The organism is Arthrobacter zhaoxinii (assembly GCF_024385505.1).
Lineage (GTDB): Bacteria > Actinomycetota > Actinomycetes > Actinomycetales > Micrococcaceae > Arthrobacter_B > Arthrobacter_B zhaoxinii.
In genome coordinates, this window is record NZ_JANFLT010000002.1 from 421,698 (window position 1) to 442,325 (window position 20,628).

General features: G+C 63.3%; 18 protein-coding genes and 2 tRNA genes. 11 read left to right on the forward strand and 9 right to left on the reverse strand.

Annotated features, from left to right (window positions below; translation table 11 throughout):
* Positions 1 to 693: 693 nt before the first annotated feature.
* The 8 genes from NNX37_RS05535 to rpmH all read right to left on the reverse strand — a co-directional run bounded on the left by NNX37_RS05535 (position 694) and on the right by rpmH (position 6,704).
* The gene (locus tag NNX37_RS05535; protein WP_255791307.1) at positions 694 to 2,193 is read right to left on the reverse strand and encodes a ParB/RepB/Spo0J family partition protein; all 1,500 of its coding nucleotides are present in this window, start codon (positions 2,191 to 2,193) and stop codon (positions 694 to 696) included.
* A gap of 105 nt (positions 2,194 to 2,298) precedes the next feature.
* The gene (locus NNX37_RS05540) at positions 2,299 to 3,447 is read right to left on the reverse strand and encodes a ParA family protein (RefSeq protein ID WP_407079921.1); all 1,149 of its coding nucleotides are present in this window, start codon (positions 3,445 to 3,447) and stop codon (positions 2,299 to 2,301) included.
* A gap of 121 nt (positions 3,448 to 3,568) precedes the next feature.
* A complete protein-coding gene (gene rsmG, locus NNX37_RS05545; protein ID WP_255791308.1) occupies positions 3,569 to 4,201 on the reverse strand; it encodes a 16S rRNA (guanine(527)-N(7))-methyltransferase RsmG in 633 nt (210 codons plus the stop codon).
* A gap of 38 nt (positions 4,202 to 4,239) precedes the next feature.
* Positions 4,240 to 4,785: a Jag family protein gene (locus NNX37_RS05550; protein ID WP_255791309.1), complete on the reverse strand. Its 546-nt coding sequence runs from the start codon at positions 4,783 to 4,785 to the stop codon at positions 4,240 to 4,242.
* Positions 4,782 to 5,744 (reverse strand): membrane protein insertase YidC, encoded by a 963-nt coding sequence (gene yidC / locus NNX37_RS05555; protein ID WP_255791310.1) that lies wholly within the window; start codon positions 5,742 to 5,744, stop codon positions 4,782 to 4,784. The genes NNX37_RS05550 and yidC overlap by 4 nt, the downstream gene beginning before the upstream one ends.
* Before the next feature lie 9 nt (positions 5,745 to 5,753).
* Positions 5,754 to 6,125 (reverse strand): membrane protein insertion efficiency factor YidD, encoded by a 372-nt coding sequence (gene yidD, locus NNX37_RS05560; protein ID WP_255791311.1) that lies wholly within the window; start codon positions 6,123 to 6,125, stop codon positions 5,754 to 5,756.
* A gap of 30 nt (positions 6,126 to 6,155) precedes the next feature.
* On the reverse strand, positions 6,156 to 6,503 hold the full coding sequence (gene rnpA, locus NNX37_RS05565; protein ID WP_255791313.1) for a ribonuclease P protein component: 348 nt from the start codon (positions 6,501 to 6,503) through the stop codon (positions 6,156 to 6,158).
* 63 nt (positions 6,504 to 6,566) lie between these two features.
* Complete coding sequence (gene rpmH, locus NNX37_RS05570; RefSeq protein ID WP_022892375.1) at positions 6,567 to 6,704, reverse strand: 50S ribosomal protein L34; 138 nt, start codon at positions 6,702 to 6,704, stop codon at positions 6,567 to 6,569.
* Between the two features lie 535 nt (positions 6,705 to 7,239).
* On the opposite strand from rpmH, the gene dnaA reads away from it, so the two are divergent.
* The 11 genes from dnaA (at position 7,240) to NNX37_RS05625 (ending at position 19,381) form a co-directional block, all read left to right on the forward strand.
* A complete protein-coding gene (gene dnaA / locus NNX37_RS05575; RefSeq protein ID WP_255791314.1) occupies positions 7,240 to 8,661 on the forward strand; it encodes a chromosomal replication initiator protein DnaA in 1,422 nt (473 codons plus the stop codon).
* A gap of 602 nt (positions 8,662 to 9,263) precedes the next feature.
* The gene (gene dnaN, locus NNX37_RS05580; protein WP_255791315.1) at positions 9,264 to 10,388 is read left to right on the forward strand and encodes a DNA polymerase III subunit beta; all 1,125 of its coding nucleotides are present in this window, start codon (positions 9,264 to 9,266) and stop codon (positions 10,386 to 10,388) included.
* A gap of 191 nt (positions 10,389 to 10,579) precedes the next feature.
* Positions 10,580 to 11,764 (forward strand): DNA replication/repair protein RecF, encoded by a 1,185-nt coding sequence (gene recF, locus NNX37_RS05585; protein WP_255791316.1) that lies wholly within the window; start codon positions 10,580 to 10,582, stop codon positions 11,762 to 11,764.
* Between the two features lie 4 nt (positions 11,765 to 11,768).
* A complete protein-coding gene (locus NNX37_RS05590) occupies positions 11,769 to 12,287 on the forward strand; it encodes a DUF721 domain-containing protein (protein ID WP_407079922.1) in 519 nt (172 codons plus the stop codon).
* Positions 12,288 to 12,556: 269 nt separating this feature from the next.
* Positions 12,557 to 14,614, forward strand: coding sequence for a DNA topoisomerase (ATP-hydrolyzing) subunit B (gyrB, locus tag NNX37_RS05595; protein ID WP_407079923.1), 2,058 nt, complete (start codon positions 12,557 to 12,559; stop codon positions 14,612 to 14,614).
* A 74-nt stretch (positions 14,615 to 14,688) separates the two neighbouring features.
* A complete protein-coding gene (gene gyrA, locus NNX37_RS05600; protein ID WP_255791317.1) occupies positions 14,689 to 17,334 on the forward strand; it encodes a DNA gyrase subunit A in 2,646 nt (881 codons plus the stop codon).
* On the forward strand, positions 17,331 to 17,840 hold the full coding sequence (locus tag NNX37_RS05605; RefSeq protein WP_255791318.1) for a DUF3566 domain-containing protein: 510 nt from the start codon (positions 17,331 to 17,333) through the stop codon (positions 17,838 to 17,840). The genes gyrA and NNX37_RS05605 overlap by 4 nt, the downstream gene beginning before the upstream one ends.
* A 112-nt stretch (positions 17,841 to 17,952) precedes the next feature.
* Positions 17,953 to 18,026 (forward strand) — tRNA-Ile (locus NNX37_RS05610).
* 18 nt (positions 18,027 to 18,044) lie between these two features.
* Positions 18,045 to 18,191 (forward strand): DLW-39 family protein, encoded by a 147-nt coding sequence (locus NNX37_RS05615; RefSeq protein WP_255791319.1) that lies wholly within the window; start codon positions 18,045 to 18,047, stop codon positions 18,189 to 18,191.
* Between the two features lie 67 nt (positions 18,192 to 18,258).
* Positions 18,259 to 18,331, forward strand: a tRNA-Ala gene (locus NNX37_RS05620).
* 123 nt (positions 18,332 to 18,454) lie between these two features.
* Positions 18,455 to 19,381 (forward strand): DMT family transporter, encoded by a 927-nt coding sequence (locus tag NNX37_RS05625; protein WP_255791320.1) that lies wholly within the window; start codon positions 18,455 to 18,457, stop codon positions 19,379 to 19,381.
* A gap of 101 nt (positions 19,382 to 19,482) precedes the next feature.
* Here the strand turns inward: NNX37_RS05625 and NNX37_RS05630 are convergent, their stop codons facing one another.
* A complete protein-coding gene (locus tag NNX37_RS05630) occupies positions 19,483 to 20,511 on the reverse strand; it encodes a hypothetical protein (RefSeq protein ID WP_255791321.1) in 1,029 nt (342 codons plus the stop codon).
* Between the last annotated feature and the right edge of the window lie 117 nt (positions 20,512 to 20,628).

The window sequence follows — 20,628 nt, forward strand, 5'->3', positions numbered from 1 at the left end:
CCTTGAGGCATAGACTCGGGAGTATAAACAATGGTTTACTGTCGAGTTTATCCGGAAAGATGACAGGGCGCGATTGCACGGAACCAGGCCAGCACACCGTGGCTTGCAGGGCAGGACACGAGCTGCACAGCGGCAGCATGGAACAGACCGCCTATTAGATATGTGTGGAGGGCGTGCCTGACGGAGTGCCCATAAACCGCGGGCCTATCGCCACCAAGTTTAAAGTCGCATCCCGGAAAAGCCTGTTGCCTGGCTCGTCCTGGCGCTAATGGAGCAGCAGTCTCGCTGTTTCACGTGAAACAAGGCGGTCGTGCTAATCGATTTAGGGGTGCCGGCACGTACTCCCCACGGAGGGCAAACACCTGCAACCTCTGTTGCGGGCTGGCCCGCGATCGGCCAACCTTCGCTTTACGACCGCATAGCCTGCGCGCCTAGCCGTCCTGAACGAGGTGTACCCAACCAAATGGACGTGCATACCGATGCGGATACGGAATAAATGATTCTCTCGGGATCGCAGCCACCGTCTGGATTCCAATGGCAACACTGCCGGACAAGGGCTGCGACGGGGAACGCGGGGGCGAGGGAGACGCTGACTGCAGTAGAAGCATCACGGGACAAGTCCTTACCGCCACAGATCGAACTCCGGGCACACAGGTACGACCGGTTAAACGCTCGTAATGCTCTGCGGGGCCGCTACTCGCTGGGAGCGGCAAGAACTCCCATGATCCGGTTCAGGTCATCGACACTGGCGAATTCGATGCTGACCTTGCCCTTACGTGCTCCGAGAGTGATCTTGACATTGGTATCAAGGCGGTCGGAGAGCGACGTTGCCAGGTAGTCGAGGCGTTCGTGACGTGCGCCGACTTTCGGTTTGGACGACTTTGCCGGCTTCCGAAGCCCGTCGGCAAGAGAGACGATTTCCTCGGTGGCCCGGACAGAGAGGCCCTCTGCCACAATTTTCTGTGCCAGCTTCTCCATCTCAGCGGGATCCCCCAGGCCCAGCAGGGCGCGCGCATGTCCTGCGGACACGACCCCTGCAGCAAGACGCCTCTGCACCAGCGGGGGAAGCTTCATCAACCTGAGGGTGTTGGTTACCTGGGGCCGCGACCTTCCGATGCGGTCCGCTAGCTCCTCGTGCGAGCATTCAAAATCGTCCAGGAGCTGCTGGTACGCCGCTGCTTCTTCAAGGGGGTTCAGCTGGCTCCGGTGCAGGTTCTCCAGCAGTGCATCACGGAGGAGGTCAACATCCTGGGTTGATCGGATGATCGCCGGCACAAAGTCCAGCCCGGCCTCCCGCGATGCCCGCCAGCGCCGTTCACCCATAACCAGTTCATAGGGGTGTTCTGCATCGTCTTCAGGAGAAGGGCGGACAACGATGGGCTGCAGCACGCCGATTTCACGAATGGAATGCACCAGCTCGGCCATGTCATCTTCGTCGAAGACTGAACGTGGCTGCTTGCGGTTCGGGTGGATGGAATCAATCGGCAGTTCCGCAAAGATTGCCCCGGGAACCTGAACTAGCCCCGTGCCGCCGTCATCCGAACGCGATGTTTCACGGGAAACATCTGCGGCCTGCTTCCGGCCGGCGTCATCCGTGGGCTGCCCGGCGACCTCCTGGGGATCGGATCGATCCGCGGCGGCCATCGGTTCGACGGCGGCTGCCGGGTCCTTGCTGCCGTTTGTAGACGCAGTCGCTGCGTCCGGCGCGCTCTTGTTCTCTGTCACTTCCGGAGCAGTGGCGGTGTCTTCGGCAGCACGTCCTGCAGTAGTACTTCCAGCGGCCTTCTCAGCCCGTTTGGGCGCCTGGTTTCCCGTTGCCGGGGAGGGCTCGCCTGTAGAGCCGGACGAAGCCAGGGTAGCCGGCTGAACGGCCTCGGGGGCAGCAGCAGCGCTGACCTCAGGGAGCTCTGCATCCTTAGCAGCGTCGTCCTGGGCAGACGACCGCGCGGTGGAGCTACGGGTGGTGGACTTCTTTGCAGGTCCGCGCAGGGCTTCCTTATTAATCCCCGCGCCCCGACGGGGACCGGACCCGGAGGCAGAGGCACGGGGCTCGTCCGCTGCAGCGAAAAACAAATCAACCGGACGGCCGGAAGCAACGTTTGCCTGGCTCGGAGTTTCAGTCTCCGCAGGCTCCGCGCTGCTGGGAATCAATGCACCCAGACCGCGGCCTAAACCGCGACGCTTCTCGGCCATGGGTAAGTCCTTCCCTTATGCACGCCTATCAAGCGGCACGGATTGATTGTGAGAGTATTCTACGGCGAGGCGACGGACTGGCGTCCGAACCGCGCCGGGGTGTCCCTAGGCCCGCTGGGCTATCTCGGCAGCCGCTTCCGAGTAGGACAAGGCGCCGGTAGAGGACGGATCATAAGTCATTACCGTCTGCTGGTAGCTCGGCGCCTCGGAAACTCGTACGGAACGCGGAACAACTGCACGCAGCACCTGTTCCGGGAAATGCTCACGGACCTCCGCCGCCACCTGAGCGGCGAGGTTGGTTCTTCCGTCATACATGGTCAGCAGAATCGTGGAGACAACCAGATCGGCGTTCAGGTGCTTCTGGATCATCTCAATGTTCTTCAGCAGCTGGCTGAGGCCCTCGAGCGCGTAGTACTCGCACTGGATCGGGATGAGAACTTCCCTTGCCGCGACAAAGGCATTGACGGTCAGCAGGCCGAGGCTGGGCGGGCAGTCGATGAAGATGTAATCGAGCCGCTCCAGGCCCTGCTTTTCCCGCTCGGCAGCGTAAACATTGATTGCCCGGCTCAAGCGCTGCTCACGCGCCACGAGGGAGACCAGCTCGATTTCGGCGCCGGCCAAGTGGATCGTGGCCGGCGCGCAGATGAGATTGCTGATGTCCGGGCACTGTGCAACCACATTGGCCAGCGGAAGGTCATCGATCAGCACATCGTAGATACTCTCCACGTCCGCACGGTGGTCAATGCCGAGGGCCGTTGATGCATTCCCCTGCGGATCGATATCAATAACCAGGACGTTCTGGCCCGCGGTAGCCAGGGCGGCCGCCAGGTTGACCGTCGTGGTGGTCTTTCCGACCCCGCCCTTCTGGTTACTTACCGTCATGATCCGCGTCTTGGGCGGGCGCGGCAAAACGCGGCCGCGCAGCTTTTCCCGGCGCCGGTTTTCGCTCACCAGTTCCCGGGCCAGCGGAGTGCTCTCATCCATCAAGTCCATAACGTCTACCGATGACGGCGCGGGAGCGGCTTCATCGGATACACCACCTTCGATAGCTGGGGGGGCCGGCACGAGTACGGCACTGCTTTCAGGCTGGGCGGGCTGCGGCGGCTCAATTGCCGCCGTTTCACGTGAAACAACCGCCGGTGATTTACTAGCTTCACTCACCTGCGGTTGCTTACGGCCGAATGATGCAGACAGGGCAGAACCGAGTGCGGCAAAAGGGGGAATTCGTTTTGCGGCAGAATCACGCGCACTCACCTGGTCATGCTCACTTTCCAACATAAAGCGTTAAGGCATTAGTCCATCTAGACTATCCGCTTCGCCGCCATTCCCCGTGACCGGCGTGGGTGTGTGCATGAAGGCTAAGGTGTCAGACAGCTCACCCTACAGAGATGCGCACCACGGTGGTGGGTTCCTCGAGGACGTCTGAACCTACGGTGAGCACGGCCGTATCGCGGCCGCCCAGCTTGCGGATCGCCTTGGCGGCCTTCTGGACCTCTTCTTCAGCACTGCGCCCCTTGATGGCCAGCACCTGTCCCTTGCCGTGCAGCAGCGGCACGGTAAGGCCCGCCAATCCACCGAGTGCGGAGACGGCACGCGCCGTGGCGACCTCCACATTGACCTCGTCTACCACCTGTTCGGCGCGGCCGCGGATCACCCGCACGTTGTCGAGACCCAGATCGGCGACGACCTCGTTGAGCCAGATCACCCGCCGTTCGAGGGGCTCAATAAGCGTCATGGCAAGGTCCGGCCGGGCGATGGCCAGGCATAGCCCGGGCAGCCCGGCGCCGCTGCCGACGTCGGCAACAGTGGCGTTCGCAGGAATGAGTTCTGCGACCACGGCACAGTTGAGCACGTGCCGGCTCCAGAGCCTCGGAACTTCACGGGGACCTAGGAGGCCTCGTTCCATGCCCGACGTCGCGAGGTGCTCCACGTATCTCTGTGCGAGATTCAGTCGATCACCGAAGATTGCCCGGGCGGCGTCCAGTTCTGCGGGCGTTGTTTCAACCACTTACTTGATATTCCTTGTCTGCACTGCCGGGACGATAACTAGGATGCCGGCAGGGATACGACGATGTGACGGTCCGCGCCTTCACCCTCGGATTCGCTGACCAGACCCAGTTCCGCGACGGCGTCGTGAACTATTTTGCGCTCATAGGCACTCATGGGAACGAGCGCCACTTCCTGCCCGGTCTCCTTGGCACGCTTGGCTGCATCCTCGGCAATGGACTGCAGCTGGCCGCCGCGCTCTTCACGGTAGCCGGTGATGTCCAGGACCAGCCGGGAGCGGTTCTCCGTGGCCGTCAGCACCGACAGCCGGGTGAGCTCCTGCAGGGCCTCGAGTACTTCGCCGTCGCGGCCCACAAGCGCCTGGAGGGCTGTGTCGTCGCCCTCCTCGGATACTACGGAGATGTACGTGCGTCCGTTGCGGACTTCAATGTCGATATCACCATCGATGTCGGCGATGTCCAGGAGTTCCTCAAGGTAGTCGGCGGCTACGTCGCCCTCCTCCTCAAGCCGGCCGGTGCGCCCCGAAACAGGTTCCGCAGCATCCTCGACGGGGGCTACGGGATCGTCAATGTGCTCCGGGCTCATTTTCTTTTCCTGTTCTTCCGCTGCGGCTGGGTGCGCTGGCCTTTCGGTGCTGCAGGTACTTCTACCGGCGCCTCGCCCTTCTTTTCTCCGAGAAGCGGGGCCATCGGCAGGCCCTTGCGGGCACGGCGCTCAGCGAGTGCCTTGGCAGCGGGCGAGCCGGGGGTGGGCATCCGGCGGATCACGAAGAACTGCTGGCCCATGGTCCACAGGTTAGTGGTGGTCCAGTAGATGAGAACACCGATGGGGAAGTTGATGCCGCCGACGCCGAAGACGATGGGCAGTACGTACAGCATCATCTTCTGCTGGCGCATGAACGGGCTGGCCAGGGCCTCCTCGGACATGTTCTTGGACATGATCTGCTTCTGCGTAATGAACTGCGAAGCGGTCATGGCCAGGATCATGACGATCGAGAGCAGCACTACGGACAGGTGTCCCTCGTCGCCGAAGCCGTGCAGGAGCGAGGAGGACAGCGGCGCACCCAGAATGGTCGCCTCGTCGAACTGCTGGATGGCACTGTGGGACAGCGCACCCTGGCCTTCGCCCCGAGCGTTGGAGGTGGAGATTCCGTTCAGCACCTGGAACAGGGCGAAGAAGAACGGCATCTGCACGAGCATGGGGAGGCAGGCTGCAAACGGGTTGGTCCCGTGCTTCTTGTACAGGGCCATCTGCTCCTGCGTCATTGCCTGACGCGAGAGCTGGTCGGTCTTACCCTTGTACTTCTGCTGCAGCTTGCGCAGGTCGGGCTGCAGGGACTGCATGCCCCGCTGCGCCTTGATCTGCTTCACGAAGACCGGGATCAACGCGGCGCGGATCACGATCACCAGGCCGATGATGGACAACGTCCAGGTCCAGCCGGATGCGGCATCCATCCCGAGGAAAACAAATCCCTCGTGGAAGACCCACATGATCCATGACACTACCCACTTAAAGGGGAACAGTATCGTCTCGAAGAAACCCATTTACTCTCCTCAGGCCGCCGAGCGGCTGTCTTCGTCAGCTGGAATCACGGGGTGATTCAGCACAATGATCCTCGGGACCTTCGTTGAGTCCCAAATCCGGTGTCCATCAGGTACGTGGTCCACGCCGCCGCCGTTCCAAGGATGGCAGCGGATCAGCCGACGGAAAGCCAGCCAGGAGCCCTTGACGGCTCCGTGGACGGTGACTGCTTCGAGGGCATAGGCGGAACACGAGGGGAAAAATCGGCAGACCTGGCCGTAAAGCGGCGAAACGGCCTTGCGGTAGGCCATCAACAGGCCAATGAGGAGCAGGCGCGGAAGGTTCCATAAAAAACGGGCAACAGCAATCAAGGCCCTCAACGGATTTGCTCCGGAGTCCCTCATCGCTGGCTCATCCTTCCTCACCTGGCATGTCTAAAGCTGCGAAAGTTTGGCTATACAGGCGTTCAAAGCACTGTCGTAATCGGCGCGGAGCACAGGCCACGACGCCGAGGCAGAAGCGGGCAGGGCCCGCACTACTATGTCCAAACCAGTCGGGTGGAGAGCAAGGCTCTGCGCTGCCGCTTCCCTCAGTCTTCTCTTAACGAGGTTGCGTGTCACCGCGTTCCCGACGGATTTGGCCACAATAAAGCCTATGCGGCTCGGTTGGTCACCCGTACGGACCGCATATAGCACTACGTTCCGGCGCCCGCTTCGGGCACCGGAACGTACAGTACGAGAAAAATCTGCCGATACCCTGACCCGGTTCCGCACGGCCAACATTAGGACCACCTGGAATCCGGGCTAGAGCTGCTTAGAGGCAGCATCGACAAACTTTGAGGTTATTTAGGCCGACAGTTCGGTACGGCCCTTGCCACGGCGTGCAGAAAGGATGGCACGGCCGGCACGGGTACGCATGCGAAGGCGGAAGCCGTGCTTCTTGGCACGACGGCGGTTATTCGGCTGAAAAGTCCGCTTGCTCACGGTAGTTACTCCAAGACAATCTTGAGTCGCGCCGGCACTTGTTGCGACAAGGGGGAAGAACAAGCGGCGCTTTTTTCATGTGTCTGTCTGTACTCGCCCGGACCTGGACCCTGATTTCCAGAACCCCTGCAGGGCATGTGTGAGTACAGATAGCAGACACAAAGGACTACTTCACGTTAGGGGAGACAGGGGCGCCAGTCAAACCAGGATCCGGACTGCATCCTGCGTGCAGCCATACCGGGTTGTGGACAGGCTGTGGACAGTCTGTGGACAAGCCGCACCCCGGCTGTGTACCGAGGTTTTTCAACAGTTGTGGACAACTACTGTGGGTATCTTCCCGCACCAGGCTCTGTGAGACGCCCGACAGGCGCTTGTTCCAGCGGATTTCCAGCTACCACCAAGGGAAATCATCCTCTAGGCTTGGCGACGGGTACTTTATCCACTATCTGTGTATAACTCTGTGGATGAAGTGCCGGGGTCCCCACCGGGATCCCGAGTTTTCTTAGACAGCCGCAGGGCGTCATGAGAGGTTTTTGTGGGTACGGACGAAATCAACGATGTTGGCAGCTCCTGGCGCAAGGTCATTCGGACTCTGGAGTCCGATGACCGGGTAACTCCCCGACAGCGTGGATTCGTTGTGCTGGCACAGGCCCAGGGCCTGATCGGCACCACCCTTCTGGTAGCGGTTCCCAACGAACTGACCCGCGAAGTACTGCAGACACAACTGAAGAACATCCTCGACGAGGTTCTCCGAGGCGTCTTCCAGGCTGATATCCAGTGTGCGTTCGTCATTGATTCGGACCTCACGCCGGTGGCGGAGGCGGAGCCCGAGCCCGAGGAACAGCCGGCGGCCCCAAGCCCGGTGCCTTCCGGGGAAAGCGGCGCACCCTCCCCGACGCCGCCGAGCACCAGCCAGGAATTCGGCCGGCTCAATCCCAAGTATGTCTTTGAGACCTTCGTGATCGGGTCCTCGAACCGGTTTGCGCATGCCGCAGCCGTTGCTGTGGCGGAGGCTCCGGCCAAGGCCTATAACCCCTTGTTCATCTACGGGGACTCGGGGTTGGGCAAGACCCACCTCCTTCACGCCATCGGCCATTACGCACGCCACCTCTACACGGGGATCCGCGTTCGGTATGTGAATTCGGAGGAATTCACCAACGACTTCATCAACTCCATCCGGTACGACGAGGGTGCCAGCTTCAAGCAGCTCTACCGCAACGTGGACATCCTGCTGATTGACGACATCCAGTTCCTCGCCAACAAGGACGCCACCCAGGAAGAGTTCTTCCACACCTTCAATGCCCTGCACAATCACAACAAGCAGGTCGTCATCACCTCCGACCTTCCGCCGAAGCAGCTCTCCGGGTTCGAGGAACGGATGCGGTCGCGGTTCGAGTGGGGCCTGCTGACAGACGTCCAGCCGCCGGAACTTGAGACCCGCATCGCCATCCTTCGAAAGAAGGCAATCGGCGACAGCCTGAGTGCGCCGGACGACGTCCTCGAATACATCGCGTCCAAAATCTCCACCAACATCCGGGAACTGGAGGGCGCGCTGATCCGGGTGACCGCCTTCGCCAGCCTGAACCGGCAGCAGGTGGATGTGGGGCTGGCCGAGATTGTGCTGAAGGACCTGATTACCGACGACGGCGCCCAGGAGATCACTGCCGCGTCAATCCTCGGGCAGACCGCCGCCTACTTCCAGATCAGCCTGGAGGAACTTTGCAGCAAATCCCGGACCCGCACGCTGGTCACTGCCCGGCAGATTGCCATGTACCTCTGCCGCGAGCTGACCGACATGTCACTTCCCAAGATCGGCCAGGAACTGGGTGGACGCGACCACACCACCGTGATCCACGCAGACCGGAAAATCCGCGAGCTGATGGCTGAGCGGCGGGCGATCTACAACCAGGTCACCGAGCTGACCAACAGGATCAAGCAGCAGCAGCGCGAGGCCTGAGACAGCCGGGAAGAGGGCCCCGAAGGGGCTCGAATTAACATTTGTGGACAAGGGTGTGGATAACCCGGTGGACAACCCGTGGTTACGCACACTTCCCTGTGGATACGCGGAATCCTTAAAAAGTTTCCAACAGCCCGGAGCGCAGCGGCTGCGGAGCGTCCACAGGTTATCAACAGGCTTAAACAGCCGGGATGCCCCGGTGCAGGCGGTTATCCACAGTATCCACAGGAGTTATTAACACTACGGACCTTAAGCAATTGGGTTCCACCAAATAACAACTAAGCTTTCGACACCCTCGAACCGACCCGACATCTCAACCCCAAAAATCTCATTGACCGGACCGGTCACCACCGGACCGCCGGTCCCTTGGAGTTGATACCGGTACAGCAGGCCAGTCGACGGGGCTAAGCTGTCACAGAGTATGGTTGTCATTCGCAGATACACCCGTACGGTCCGGCAGCCGGGGCGAAATCCCCGGTATCCGCCTCCGGACCGGACCTGTCCGCGGATGCTTCAACCCGTTCCACCACACACGGCTCACTCCGAGCCCAAGACAAAATCAGTTGTACTGAGAAGTACGTTGCGAAAGGCGGCACCCTTCAGTGAAGTTTCGAGTTGAGCGGGATGTCCTGGCCGAGGCCGTTACGTGGACAGCACGTTCCCTGTCCCCGCGCCCCCCGGTTCCGGTCCTTTCGGGACTGCTTATCAAGGCTGAAAACGGCTCCCTGAGCATCGCCAGCTTCGATTACGAAATTTCCGCCCGCCTGCAGATCCCTGCCGACATCAGCGAAGAAGGCACCATCCTGGTCTCCGGCCGCCTGCTGGCCGAGATCTGCCGGAGTCTTCCCTCGGCGCCGGTGGAAGTGGAAACCGACGGAGCAAAGGTCACGCTCACCTGCCGCAACAGCCGGTTCAACCTCGCCACCATGCCTGAAGCGGAATATCCGGAACTGCCGGCCCTTCCCGAGGTGAGCGGCGTCGTCGACGGCGACGCTTTTGCCCAGGCCGTGTCGCAGGTCATCATTGCCGCCAGCCGGGATGACACTCTGCCCATCCTCACCGGTGTTCGCATGGAAATCGAGGATGACCTCATCACGTTCCTGGCCACGGACCGGTACCGTCTGGCGCTTCGGGAACTGTCCTGGAAGCCGGCTACTCCGGGAATTTCCACCAGTGCCCTCGTGAAAGCCAAGACCCTCAACGAAGTCGCCAAGACTCTCGGCGGAGCCGGGGACCTCAACATCGCCCTGTCCGACGACAGCGAGCTCATCGGTTTTGAGAGCGGCGGACGGCGCACCACGTCACTGCTGGTGGATGGCGATTACCCCAAGATCCGGTCACTTTTCCCCGAAAACACGCCTATCCATGCCACCGTGGAAACCCACGCACTGGTGGAAGCCGTACGCCGCGTCTCCCTCGTCGCCGAGCGGAACACCCCCGTCCGGCTGGCCTTCACCGACGGCCAGCTCTCCCTTGACGCCGGTACCGGTGAAGATGCCCAGGCCTCCGAAGCCCTGGAAGCCGCACTGGTCGGCGATGACATCACGGTTGCCTTCAACCCGCATTACCTGAGCGAAGGCCTGAGCGCGTTCCCGAGCAAATATGTCCGCTTCTCCTTCACCACGCCGCCCAAGCCGGCCGTGATCTCGGCCCAGGAAGAGCTCACCGGCGATGACCAGGCGGACTACCGCTACCTGCTGATGCCGGTGCGTCTCCCGAACCAGTAGTCCACCGCCGTCCGCCCGCCGGATCCACCTGCAGTTCGCTGCCGGAGAAAGCGGGCGGCGGCGTAAAAAATCCAGCGTAACAATGCCGATGTAACACAATTTGACATTGTCTGTCCGGGGTTGGTGCCTGCCGGCCGGCATATGAGCGGGAGCCAGACAGGTTGAACGGATAGGAGAGAGGACCAGGACCGATGTACGTTGACCACCTGTCCCTGACCGGTTTCCGCAGCTATGCGCAGCTGGATGTTCGGTTGGAACCGGGTGTCACCGTGTTTGTGGGTCCCAACGGCACCGGCAAAACCAACATTGTCGAGGCCATCGGTTACCTGGCGACGCTCTCCTCCCACCGTGTGAGCACGGATGCCCCGCTGGTGAATTTCGATGCGGCCCAGGCACTGATCCGGGCGCGGCTGGTGCGCGGCCCGCAGGCCACCGGCGTGGAACTGGAGCTGAACCCCGGCCGCGGCAACCGGGCGCGGATCAACCGGGCCAATCCGGTCCGTGCCCGCGACATCCTCGGCCTGTGCCGGACCGTGCTTTTCGCCCCGGAGGACCTGGCGCTGGTCAAAGGCGATCCCGGCAGCCGCCGCCGTTTCCTGGATGAGCTGATTGTGTCCCTGGTGCCGCGCCATGCAGCAACGCGCTCGGATTATGAGCGCGTACTGAAACAGCGGAATGCACTGCTGAAATCCGCCCGCGCCGCCGGCCGTTTCAGCTCCGCCCACGAAGCCACGCTGGATGTCTGGGACCAGCACATGGCCGTGGCCGGCGCCCAGCTGGTTGCTGCGCGGCTCGAAGCCCTGCAGCGGCTGCAGCCGCATCTGCAGTCCGCCTACCGCGATCTGACCGACGGCTCCAAGACTGCCCGGGCCATCTACCGCTCCACGCTGCAGGGCGCAGTGAACGACGACGGCGCAGTGGAGGCAGCGCAGGATCCGGATGAGCTGTATGCCCTGGACGTACCGGAACTGACCGAGCGGTTCCTGCAGGCCTTTGCCGCCAACCGGCGCCGCGAACTGGACCGCGGGATCTCCCTGGTGGGCCCGCACCGGGATGAACTGGAACTCGTCCTGGGACAGGCCCCCGCCAAGGGGTATGCCTCCCACGGGGAAACCTGGTCCTTCGCACTGGCTCTTCGTCTGGGGTCCTACTACCTGCTGACCAGCGATGACCCCACCCCCGGCGCGGGGCCGATCCTGATCCTGGACGACGTGTTTGCCGAGCTGGATGTGCAGCGCCGGCAGCGGCTTGCCGGCATTGTTGCCGGTGCTGAGCAGGTGCTGGTCACGGCGGCCGTGGGAGATGACATCCCGGAGGCACTGGCGGGACGCGTCATCAACGTGGTTCCGGGAGGCGTCAGTGTGCCCGTCTCCTGAGCGCGTGCTCCCCGGCGAGGAGCCCGAGGACCGGCCCGATGCCGCCCGGGAGCAGCTCAACCGCATGCGCCAGGCCGCACAGGCCCGCGGAAACCAGCGCACCCCCGCAACCCGGCGCAAGACCGGCCGCAGCCGGCAGACCCCCTTTATCCCAGGAGAGTACGTCGGCCGGGACCCGCAGGGTCTGGGCAACGTCTTCACCCGCTTCGTGAACGAGCGCGGCTGGAACTCTCCGGTTGCCGTCGGATCCGTGATTTCCCGTTGGGAAGAGCTTGTGGGCAGTGAAGTGAGTGCCCACTGCAAGCCGGAGTCCTTTCAGGACACCACCGTTCAGGTCCGCTGTGACTCGACGGCCTGGGCGACTCAGCTTCGGTTGCTGCGGGACACCCTCATTGCCCGGTTCGACGCCGAACTGGGCTCCGGCGTCGTGACCAAGATCGAGGTCATCGGCCCGGCGGCGCCGAACTGGCGCAAGGGACTGCGAAGCGTCAAGGGCCGCGGTCCGCGCGACACCTACGGGTAGGGCGAATGACCCGCCGCCGTCTTCCCTTTGCAGCGGGAAGGCGCGGAAACCCGGCCCGTACAGGAGCCGGTTAGGGGCCGGAGAACCCCCTGGTTGGTATCCGTCCCTATCCGGGGCGCTCCGATTCGCTTCAAACCGTCATTGGTGGCCTGTCAGGGGGTGTTTTGGGCAGGTTTGCCGCCCGCGGCGCGGTAGAATTGAGAGTGGAGATGCCTGTCCGCTGGGGAGGCTTCAATTTCTGACGAACACAAGAGGAGTCGACAGCACCTGTGGCTAACGACAATGAGATGGACAACTCAGAGGTAACACCAGAGGACCACGCCGCACCGGAAAAGGCCACCCCCGTGGAATACGGCGCGAACGAAATTACGGTCCTGGAAGGCCTTGAGGCAGTCCGCAAACGCCCGGGCATGTACATCGGTTCCACCGGTCCCCGCGGCCTGCACCACCTGGTGTACGAAGTGGTTGACAACTCCGTCGATGAGGCACTGGCGGGCTACTGCGACCACATCGAGGTGGTCCTGCAGGCCGACGGCGGCGTGCGCGTCACGGACAACGGCCGCGGCATCCCCGTGGACCTCCACCCCACCGAGGGCATTCCCACCGTCCAGGTTGTTATGACCATCCTGCACGCCGGCGGCAAGTTCGGCGGCGGCGGTTACGCTGTGTCCGGCGGGCTGCACGGCGTCGGCATTTCCGTGGTCAACGCCCTCTCCGAGCGGGTGGAAACCGAGGTGCGCCGGCAGGGCTTTGTCTGGCACCAGAGCTTCGCGAACGGCGGGCACCCCGTCGGCGAGCTGCGCCAGGGCGAAGAAACCAGCGAAACCGGCACCACCCAGACCTTCTACCCGGACCCGGACATCTTCGAGACCACCGAGTTCGACTTCGAAACCCTGCGTGCCCGCTTCCAGCAGATGGCCTTCCTGAACAAGGGCCTGCGCATCCGGCTGACCGACGAGCGGACGCTGGAAGAGGAAACCGAGGAAATCGCCGAGACCACCGACGCAGACGCGGCTCCGAAGCACCGCACGGTGGACTACCTCTACGCGGACGGGCTGCTCGACTACGTCAAGTACCTGAACTCCGCGAAGAAGGTCGAAGTTGTCCACGACGATGTGATCGCCTTCGAGACCGAAGACTCGGACAAGAAGATGGCCGTGGAAATGGCCATGCAGTGGACCACTGCCTACTCCGAGAGCGTCCACACCTACGCCAACACGATCAACACCCATGAGGGCGGAACGCACGAAGAAGGCTTCCGCGCCGCCATGACGTCGCTGATCAACCGGTACGCCCGTGAGAAGAACATCATCAAGGAAAAGGATGACAACCTCACCGGCGATGACATCCGCGAGGGCCTGACCGCCGTTATCTCGGTCAAGCTCGCCGAACCGCAGTTCGAAGGCCAGACCAAAACCAAGCTCGGCAACTCCGAAGTGAAGGGGTTTGTCCAGCGGGTGGTCACGGACCAGCTCGGCGACTGGCTTGAGCGCAACCCGGGCCCTGCCCGCGACGTCATCCGCAAGTCCATCCAGGCCTCCCAGGCCCGGCTCGCCGCCCGCAAGGCACGTGAATCCACGCGCCGCAAGGGGCTGCTGGAATCCGGCGGCATGCCCGGAAAGCTGAAGGACTGCTCCTCCAAGGATCCGTCGAAGTCCGAAATCTACATTGTGGAGGGTGACTCCGCAGGCGGCTCGGCCGTCCGCGGACGCAACCCCGAAACGCAGGCCATCCTGCCGCTGCGCGGCAAGATCCTGAACGTGGAGCGCGCCCGTCTCGACCGGGCCCTGGGCAACGCGGAAGTCCAGGCAATGATCACCGCGTTCGGCGCCGGGATCGGCGAGGACTTCGACGTCGAAAAGGCCAGGTATCACAAGATCGTGCTGATGGCCGATGCCGACGTCGACGGCCAGCACATCACCACCCTGCTGCTGACGCTGCTCTTCCGCTACATGCGTCCGCTGATCGAAAACGGCTACGTCTACCTGGCCCAGCCGCCGCTGTACCGCATCAAGTGGTCCAACCACGCCCACGACTACGTCTACAGCGACCGTGAGCGGGACGAGGTCATCACCCGCGGCCTGGCCAACAACCAGCGCCTGCCGAAGGACAACGGCATCCAGCGCTACAAGGGCCTGGGCGAAATGGACTACACCGAACTCTGGGACACCACCATGGACCCGGACCACCGCACCCTGCTGCAGGTCACCATGGACGACGCAGCTGCCGTGGACTCCGTCTTCTCGGTGCTGATGGGCGAAGACGTTGAGTCCCGCCGCAGCTTCATCCAGCAGAACGCCAAGGACGTGCGCTTCCTGGACATCTAGGCGATTCGGGGCCGGCGCCAGCTGCCGGCGGCAACGCATGTGGACTTTAGCGACTTAGAAACGGAAGCAGAACTATGAGTGATGAGACTCCCGAGGTAACCGGGGACGAGACTCCCCTGGCCGGGACCGCACTGACAGACCGGGTTGAGCAGATTGACCTGCAGACCGAGATGCAGCGCTCCTACCTTGACTACGCCATGGCGGTCATTGTGGGGCGCGCGCTCCCCGATGTGCGGGACGGTCTGAAGCCCGTGCACCGCCGCGTGCTCTACGCAATGTTCGACGGCGGCTACCGCCCGGACCGCTCCTTCAACAAGTGCGCCCGCGTGGTCGGCGAGGTCATGGGCCAGTACCACCCGCACGGCGACTCGGCGATCTATGACGCCCTGGTCCGCCTGATCCAGGACTGGACTATGCGTTACCCGCTGGCCCTGGGCCAGGGCAACTTTGGGTCCCCGGGTAACGACGGCGCGGCGGCACCCCGTTACACGGAAACCAAGATGGCACCGCTGGCCATGGAAATGGTCCGCGACATCGACGAGGAAACCGTCGACTTCCAGGACAACTACGACGGCCGCAACCAGGAACCGACCATTCTGCCGTCCCGGTTCCCGAACCTCCTGGTCAATGGTTCCTCCGGCATTGCCGTGGGCATGGCCACCAACATCCCGCCGCACAACCTGCGCGAAGTTGTTGACGGCGTCCAGTGGTACCTGCAGAACCCGGACGCACCGAATGACGAGCTGCTCGAAGAGCTGATCCGCCGGGTTAAGGGCCCCGACTTCCCCACCGGTGCTCAGATCCTGGGCCACAAGGGTATCGAGGATGCCTACCGCACCGGCCGCGGCTCCATCACCATGCGTGCCGTCGTCAACGTCGAGGAACTCCAGGGCCGCACCTGCCTGGTGGTCACCGAGCTGCCCTACCAGGCCAACCCGGACAACCTCGCCGTGAAGATCGCGGAACTGGTCAAGGACGGGAAAATCTCCGGCATCGCCGATATGCGCGATGAAACCTCCGGCCGCACCGGCCAGCGCCTGGTGATTGTGCTCAAGCGCGACGCCGTCGCCAAGGTGGTCCTGAACAACCTGTACAAGCACACCCAGCTGCAGGACAACTTCGGTGCCAACATGCTGGCCATTGTGGACGGCGTGCCCCGCACCCTGAGCCTGGACGCCTTCATCCGGCACTGGGTCACCCACCAGCTCGAAGTCATTGTCCGCCGCACCCGGTACCGGCTGCGCAAGGCCGAGGAAGCCGCACACATCCTGCGCGGCCTGCTCAAGGCCCTGGACGCACTGGACGAGGTCATTGCCCTGATCCGCCGCTCCTCCACCGTCGAGGACGCCCGGAACGGCCTGATGGGCCTGCTGGAGATCGACGAGATCCAGTCCCAGGCCATCCTGGACATGCAGCTGCGCCGCCTGGCTGCCCTGGAACGCCAGAAGATCACGGACCAGCACGCCAAGCTGGAAGCCGAAATCGCCGAGTACAACGTCATCCTGGCCTCCAACGAGCGCCAGCGGCAGATTGTCAGCGAGGAACTGCAGGAAATCGCCGACAAGTACGGCGACGACCGCCGCACCCATATCCTCATGGGCTACGACGGCGACATGAGCATGGAAGACCTCATTCCCGAAGAGGAAATGGTGGTCACCATCACCCGCGGCGGCTACGTCAAGCGCACCCGCAGCGACAACTACCGGCAGCAGGCCCGCGGCGGCAAGGGCATCAAGGGCGCCCAGCTGCGCGGGGACGACGTCGTCGAGCACTTCTTCGTCACCACCACGCACCACTGGCTGCTGTTCTTCACCAACCTGGGCCGGGTCTACCGCGCCAAGGCCTACGAACTGACCGAAGCCGGCCGGGACGCCAAGGGCCAGCATGTCGCCAACCTCCTGGCCTTCCAGCCGGACGAGCACATCGCCCAGGTGCTGGCGCTGCCGGATTACGACGCCGCTCCGTACCTGGTGCTGGCAACCAAGCGCGGACTGGTCAAGAAGACCCGTCTGGCGGACTATGACACGAACCGGTCCGCCGGCGTCATCGCCATCAATCTGCGTGACGGCGACGAGCTGGTGTCCGCCCAGCTGGTGTCCGAGACGGATGACCTGATGCTGGTCTCGCGCATGGGCCAGTCGCTGCGCTTCACCGCCACCGACGATGCCCTGCGCCCGATGGGCCGGGCCACCTCCGGTGTGACGGGCATGAAGTTCCGCGAGGACGACGAACTCCTGGCGGCCGACGTCGTCACCGAGGACTCGTTTGTCTTCACCGTGACCGAAGGCGGCTACGCCAAGCGTACGAGCTCGGACGAATACCGCGTCCAGGGCCGAGGCGGCCTGGGTATCAAGGTGGGCAAGCTCGCGGAGGAACGCGGCCACCTGGTGGGTGCCATGGTGGTGCAGGAAGAGGACGAAGTGCTGGTGGTGATGCAGGGCGGCAAGGTTGTCCGCTCCTCCGTCACGGGAGTTCCGTCCAAGGGCCGCGACACGATGGGCGTGATCTTCGCCAAGCCGGACAAGAATGACCGGATTATCGCCGTTGCCCGAAATTCCGAGCGCGACCTGGCCATTGAAGAGGACGCGGACGCGTCCGAAGCGGCGGCGTCAGCAACCGGGGCGGAACCTGTAGCGGCCTCAGGCGATGAAGTACCGTTGTCTACAGACGAAACGGCTGCGCCCGACGCACAGTCAGCACAAGATGGAGGTAGCGAGTGAGCTCGACCAACCCAAGCCCCAGGTCGTCCTCGGGCGGCGGGCCGCGGGTAAAGACCCCGGCCCGTCCCGCCCAGCGTCCTGCAGGGGGTCAGAGCGCCTCAGGCAACCGCGAGCCGCTGGTCAAGCCCGCTCCCAAGGCCAAGGCCCGCAAGGCCAGGCTCCTCGTCAGCAAGGTTGATCCCTGGTCCGTCCTGAAAATGGCGTTCCTGCTTTCCGTGGCTCTTGGCGTGGTCACCGTGGTGGCGGCAATCGTGCTGTGGTCCGTGCTGGACCTGACCGGCATCTTTGACCGCGTCAACACGCTGCTGGGAGAGATTGCCGGCAGCGAATCCGGCGGTTTCGACCTCCGCGACTTCGCCTCGCTGGGACAGGTGGTTTCCTTCGCCACCATCATCGCCGTGGTGAACGTGCTGCTGCTGACGGCACTGTCGATGCTCTCCGCCGTGCTCTATAACATCGCCTCCACGCTGGTGGGCGGCATTGGTGTAACCCTCACGGACGACTAGTTTCCTGCCGTTCCGGAGGCGCCTGACAGGGGGTCTCCGGAACGCCGAGGAACTCGATTTGGCGCGGGGCCGAAGGTGCGGTAATGTTTTATCTCGGCCCGAGAAGGTATCGGGGCGCATAGCTCAGGCGGTTAGAGCGCTTCGCTGATAACGAAGAGGTCCCAGGTTCAAGTCCTGGTGCGCCCACGGAACACCTTGCAAAAGGTGGACCACAACGGCAAGGAGATTTCCGTGAAAAAGTTGCTGGCAGCTACGGCGGCAGCCGCTGCGGGAATCTTTGCTTTCAAGAAGTGGCAGGAAACTGCCGCTGAGAAAACCGTTTGGAAGGAATCGACCGACAAGGTCGACTGACTGACAAAAGGTTGGTCTGGTTATAACCCCCGGCAACGGTAGGCTATACTGGACAAGTTCTCCTTTCGGGGGCATGGCGCAATTGGTAGCGCACCTGCTTTGCAAGCAGGGGGTTCGGGGTTCGAGTCCCCGTGCCTCCACCGAATACAGAAGGTCCCCGCTCTTCGGAGCGGGGACCTTCTGCGTTTCTGCCGGTTCTCCCCGGCACCGCCGGCTCCTGTCACCGCGCCGATGCCACGGCAGCCCTGCACTAGTGTTGGCCTGTGAATGTTTTCCTTGCGGTGGTAGGCGTGCTGGGTGTTTCCGCATCAGGCCCCATCATGGCCGCGACTGCCGCCCCTGCCCTGGCCATAGCCTTCTGGCGCAACGCCCTCGGAGCAGTGCTCATGGGCACTCCCGCTGTGCTGGGCCGCCGCCGGGAGTTCGGCAGGCTGACCGCACGCGACTATAAATGGACCACAGTGGCCGCAGTGGCCCTTGCGCTTCACTTCGCCTGCTTCATTACGTCTTTGCAGCTGACATCGGTTGCTGCAGCCACTGCACTGGTGTGCCTGCAGGCGGGCTGGATTGCCCTCTTCAATGTGCTGCGGGGCATCCGGGTCCCGCCGGTGGTCCTGGCAGGACTTGCCGCCGCATTTGCCGGCGTGGTGGTTATTTCCGGGTTCGACCTGGGCCTCTCGGAGGAAGCACTGTTAGGCGACGTGCTGGCCGTGGCCGGAGGCGTCCTTGCCGCCGTCTACACAATCGCAGGAGGCAAGGCCAGAGAGTCTATGTCCACCGGCACCTATACAACCCTCTGCTACGGCGCCTGCGCCGTACTGCTCCTTGCCCTCTGTGCCGCCTTTCGGCAGCCGATCGTGGGTTTCCCGCCGGCGGCCTGGTTGGGCATCCTCGGGGTGACTGTCGTGGCGCAGATTCTGGGCCACACGGTATTCAACCACCTGCTGGCCGTGATCAGCCCTCTGGTGGTCTCCATGATCATCCTGCTGGAGATCCCGGGCGCAGCCATCCTGGCAGCTGTCTTCCTCCATGAGCAGCTTCCCGCCGGCACATATGCAGGCCTGGGACTGATCCTGGCGGGACTAACGGTGGTAGTGGCAGGCCAGGGCAGGATCCGGCGGCAATCCGGGGCCAAGCAGCAGCCGGTGGTGCCTCCGGCCCCGCCTGCCCTGGGCGGGGACGCCCTGTAGTCCGCCGCCAACGCATCAAAGGAGGGCCCCGCCATCGGCGGGGCCCTCCTTTGATGGTCGTCCCGGGACCGGCGATTCAGCCGGTGCCCGAACGGGTTCTGCTACTTGCCGGTGTTGTTCTCCGAGTGGGCGCCCGAGGGCTTTGCAGCTCCCTTGGCGTCACCGGTGGTTCCCTTGGTGTGCTTGCCGGCGTCAGAGTCCTTCTCGCCGGAACGGGCGGCAGCGCGCTCGGCGGCCTCCTTGATGCTGGCTACGGTTTCCGCTGTATCGGACGCAGCCGGAGCGGAGGTCTCCGTGGCCTTGGCAGCAGGCTTGGCTGCCGCCGTCGGCTTGGGAACCTCAACCTTGGCCGTAGCCGCAGGCTTGGTGGCTGCGGCCGAGGAGGAACCCGTGCTTGCAGGGGCCGTTGCCGGAGTGGTGGCGGCGGCGGGCTTGGCTGCTGCCGGAGTCGCGGCCGAAGTGGTGGCCGGAGTGGTGGCGGCGGGCTTGGGCGCCGGCGTCTTCCACGGGTCCTCGACCGGACGGGAAGCGCGCCAGGCGGCTACGCCGGCGGTCACTGCAGCTGCAATGATGCCAAAGACCAGCCAGCCCTTGCCGCCGCCCTTCTGGCCCTTGCGGGCTTCCTTGGCAGCCTGTGCAGCAGCCTTCTGGGCCCGCTTCAGGGCCTTCTTGTTGCCGGTGACCTTGGCAACGGCCGTCTGCACGGGCACGTTGGCCGCGGTCAGGCTGCGCGAAACGCTGTCTGCGGCGGTACCGATGCGCGTGGAGAGGGCGGGAATGTAGTCGTCGACAACCCGGTCCTTGGCAGTGTTCAGTGCCGGGGTTGCCCGGTCCAGGGTGCCCTGGATGCGAGGAGTGGCTTCATCCACAGCGTGGCTGATGCGCGGCCCAACCTTCTCGAGCCCGCCCTGAATGCGGGGCGTCACGGTGGCTACACCCTGGGCGATTTCGTCGGCAGCGCGCTTGATGCCGTCCTGGATCTTCGGGGATGCGGTTTCGATCCCCTTTTCGATGCGCGGAACGGCCCAGTCTCTGGCTGCTTCGACCTTGGGTGATGCCCAGTCGCGGGCAGTCACGATGCCTGCTGCGACGTTGGCTTCGAGGTCATGGGTGATGCGGTCCTTCTTCAAAACTACCTCCCGGGATAGTTGTCGTTTCAGCCTTAGCCTACGTGTTCCGGCTGGTCTCTGCTATTAGGTGCCCTGGCAGGGCGCGGTTTTCACTGTGCGCTGAACAAGGCCGTTTCC

What these genes read in the sequence shown, in the direction of transcription:
- NNX37_RS05535 (WP_255791307.1), bottom strand. Translation starts at nt 2,193, where the DNA reads ATGGCCGAGAAGCGTCGCGGTTTAGGCCGCGGTCTGGGTGCATTGATT.
- NNX37_RS05550 (WP_255791309.1), bottom strand. Translation starts at nt 4,785, where the DNA reads ATGAGCCCGGAGCACATTGACGATCCCGTAGCCCCCGTCGAGGATGCT.
- yidC (WP_255791310.1), bottom strand. Translation starts at nt 5,744, where the DNA reads ATGGGTTTCTTCGAGACGATACTGTTCCCCTTTAAGTGGGTAGTGTCA.
- yidD (WP_255791311.1), bottom strand. Translation starts at nt 6,125, where the DNA reads ATGAGGGACTCCGGAGCAAATCCGTTGAGGGCCTTGATTGCTGTTGCC.
- rnpA (WP_255791313.1), bottom strand. Translation starts at nt 6,503, where the DNA reads ATGTTGGCCGTGCGGAACCGGGTCAGGGTATCGGCAGATTTTTCTCGT.
- recF (WP_255791316.1), top strand. Translation starts at nt 10,580, where the DNA reads ATGTACGTTGACCACCTGTCCCTGACCGGTTTCCGCAGCTATGCGCAG.
- gyrA (WP_255791317.1), top strand. Translation starts at nt 14,689, where the DNA reads ATGAGTGATGAGACTCCCGAGGTAACCGGGGACGAGACTCCCCTGGCC.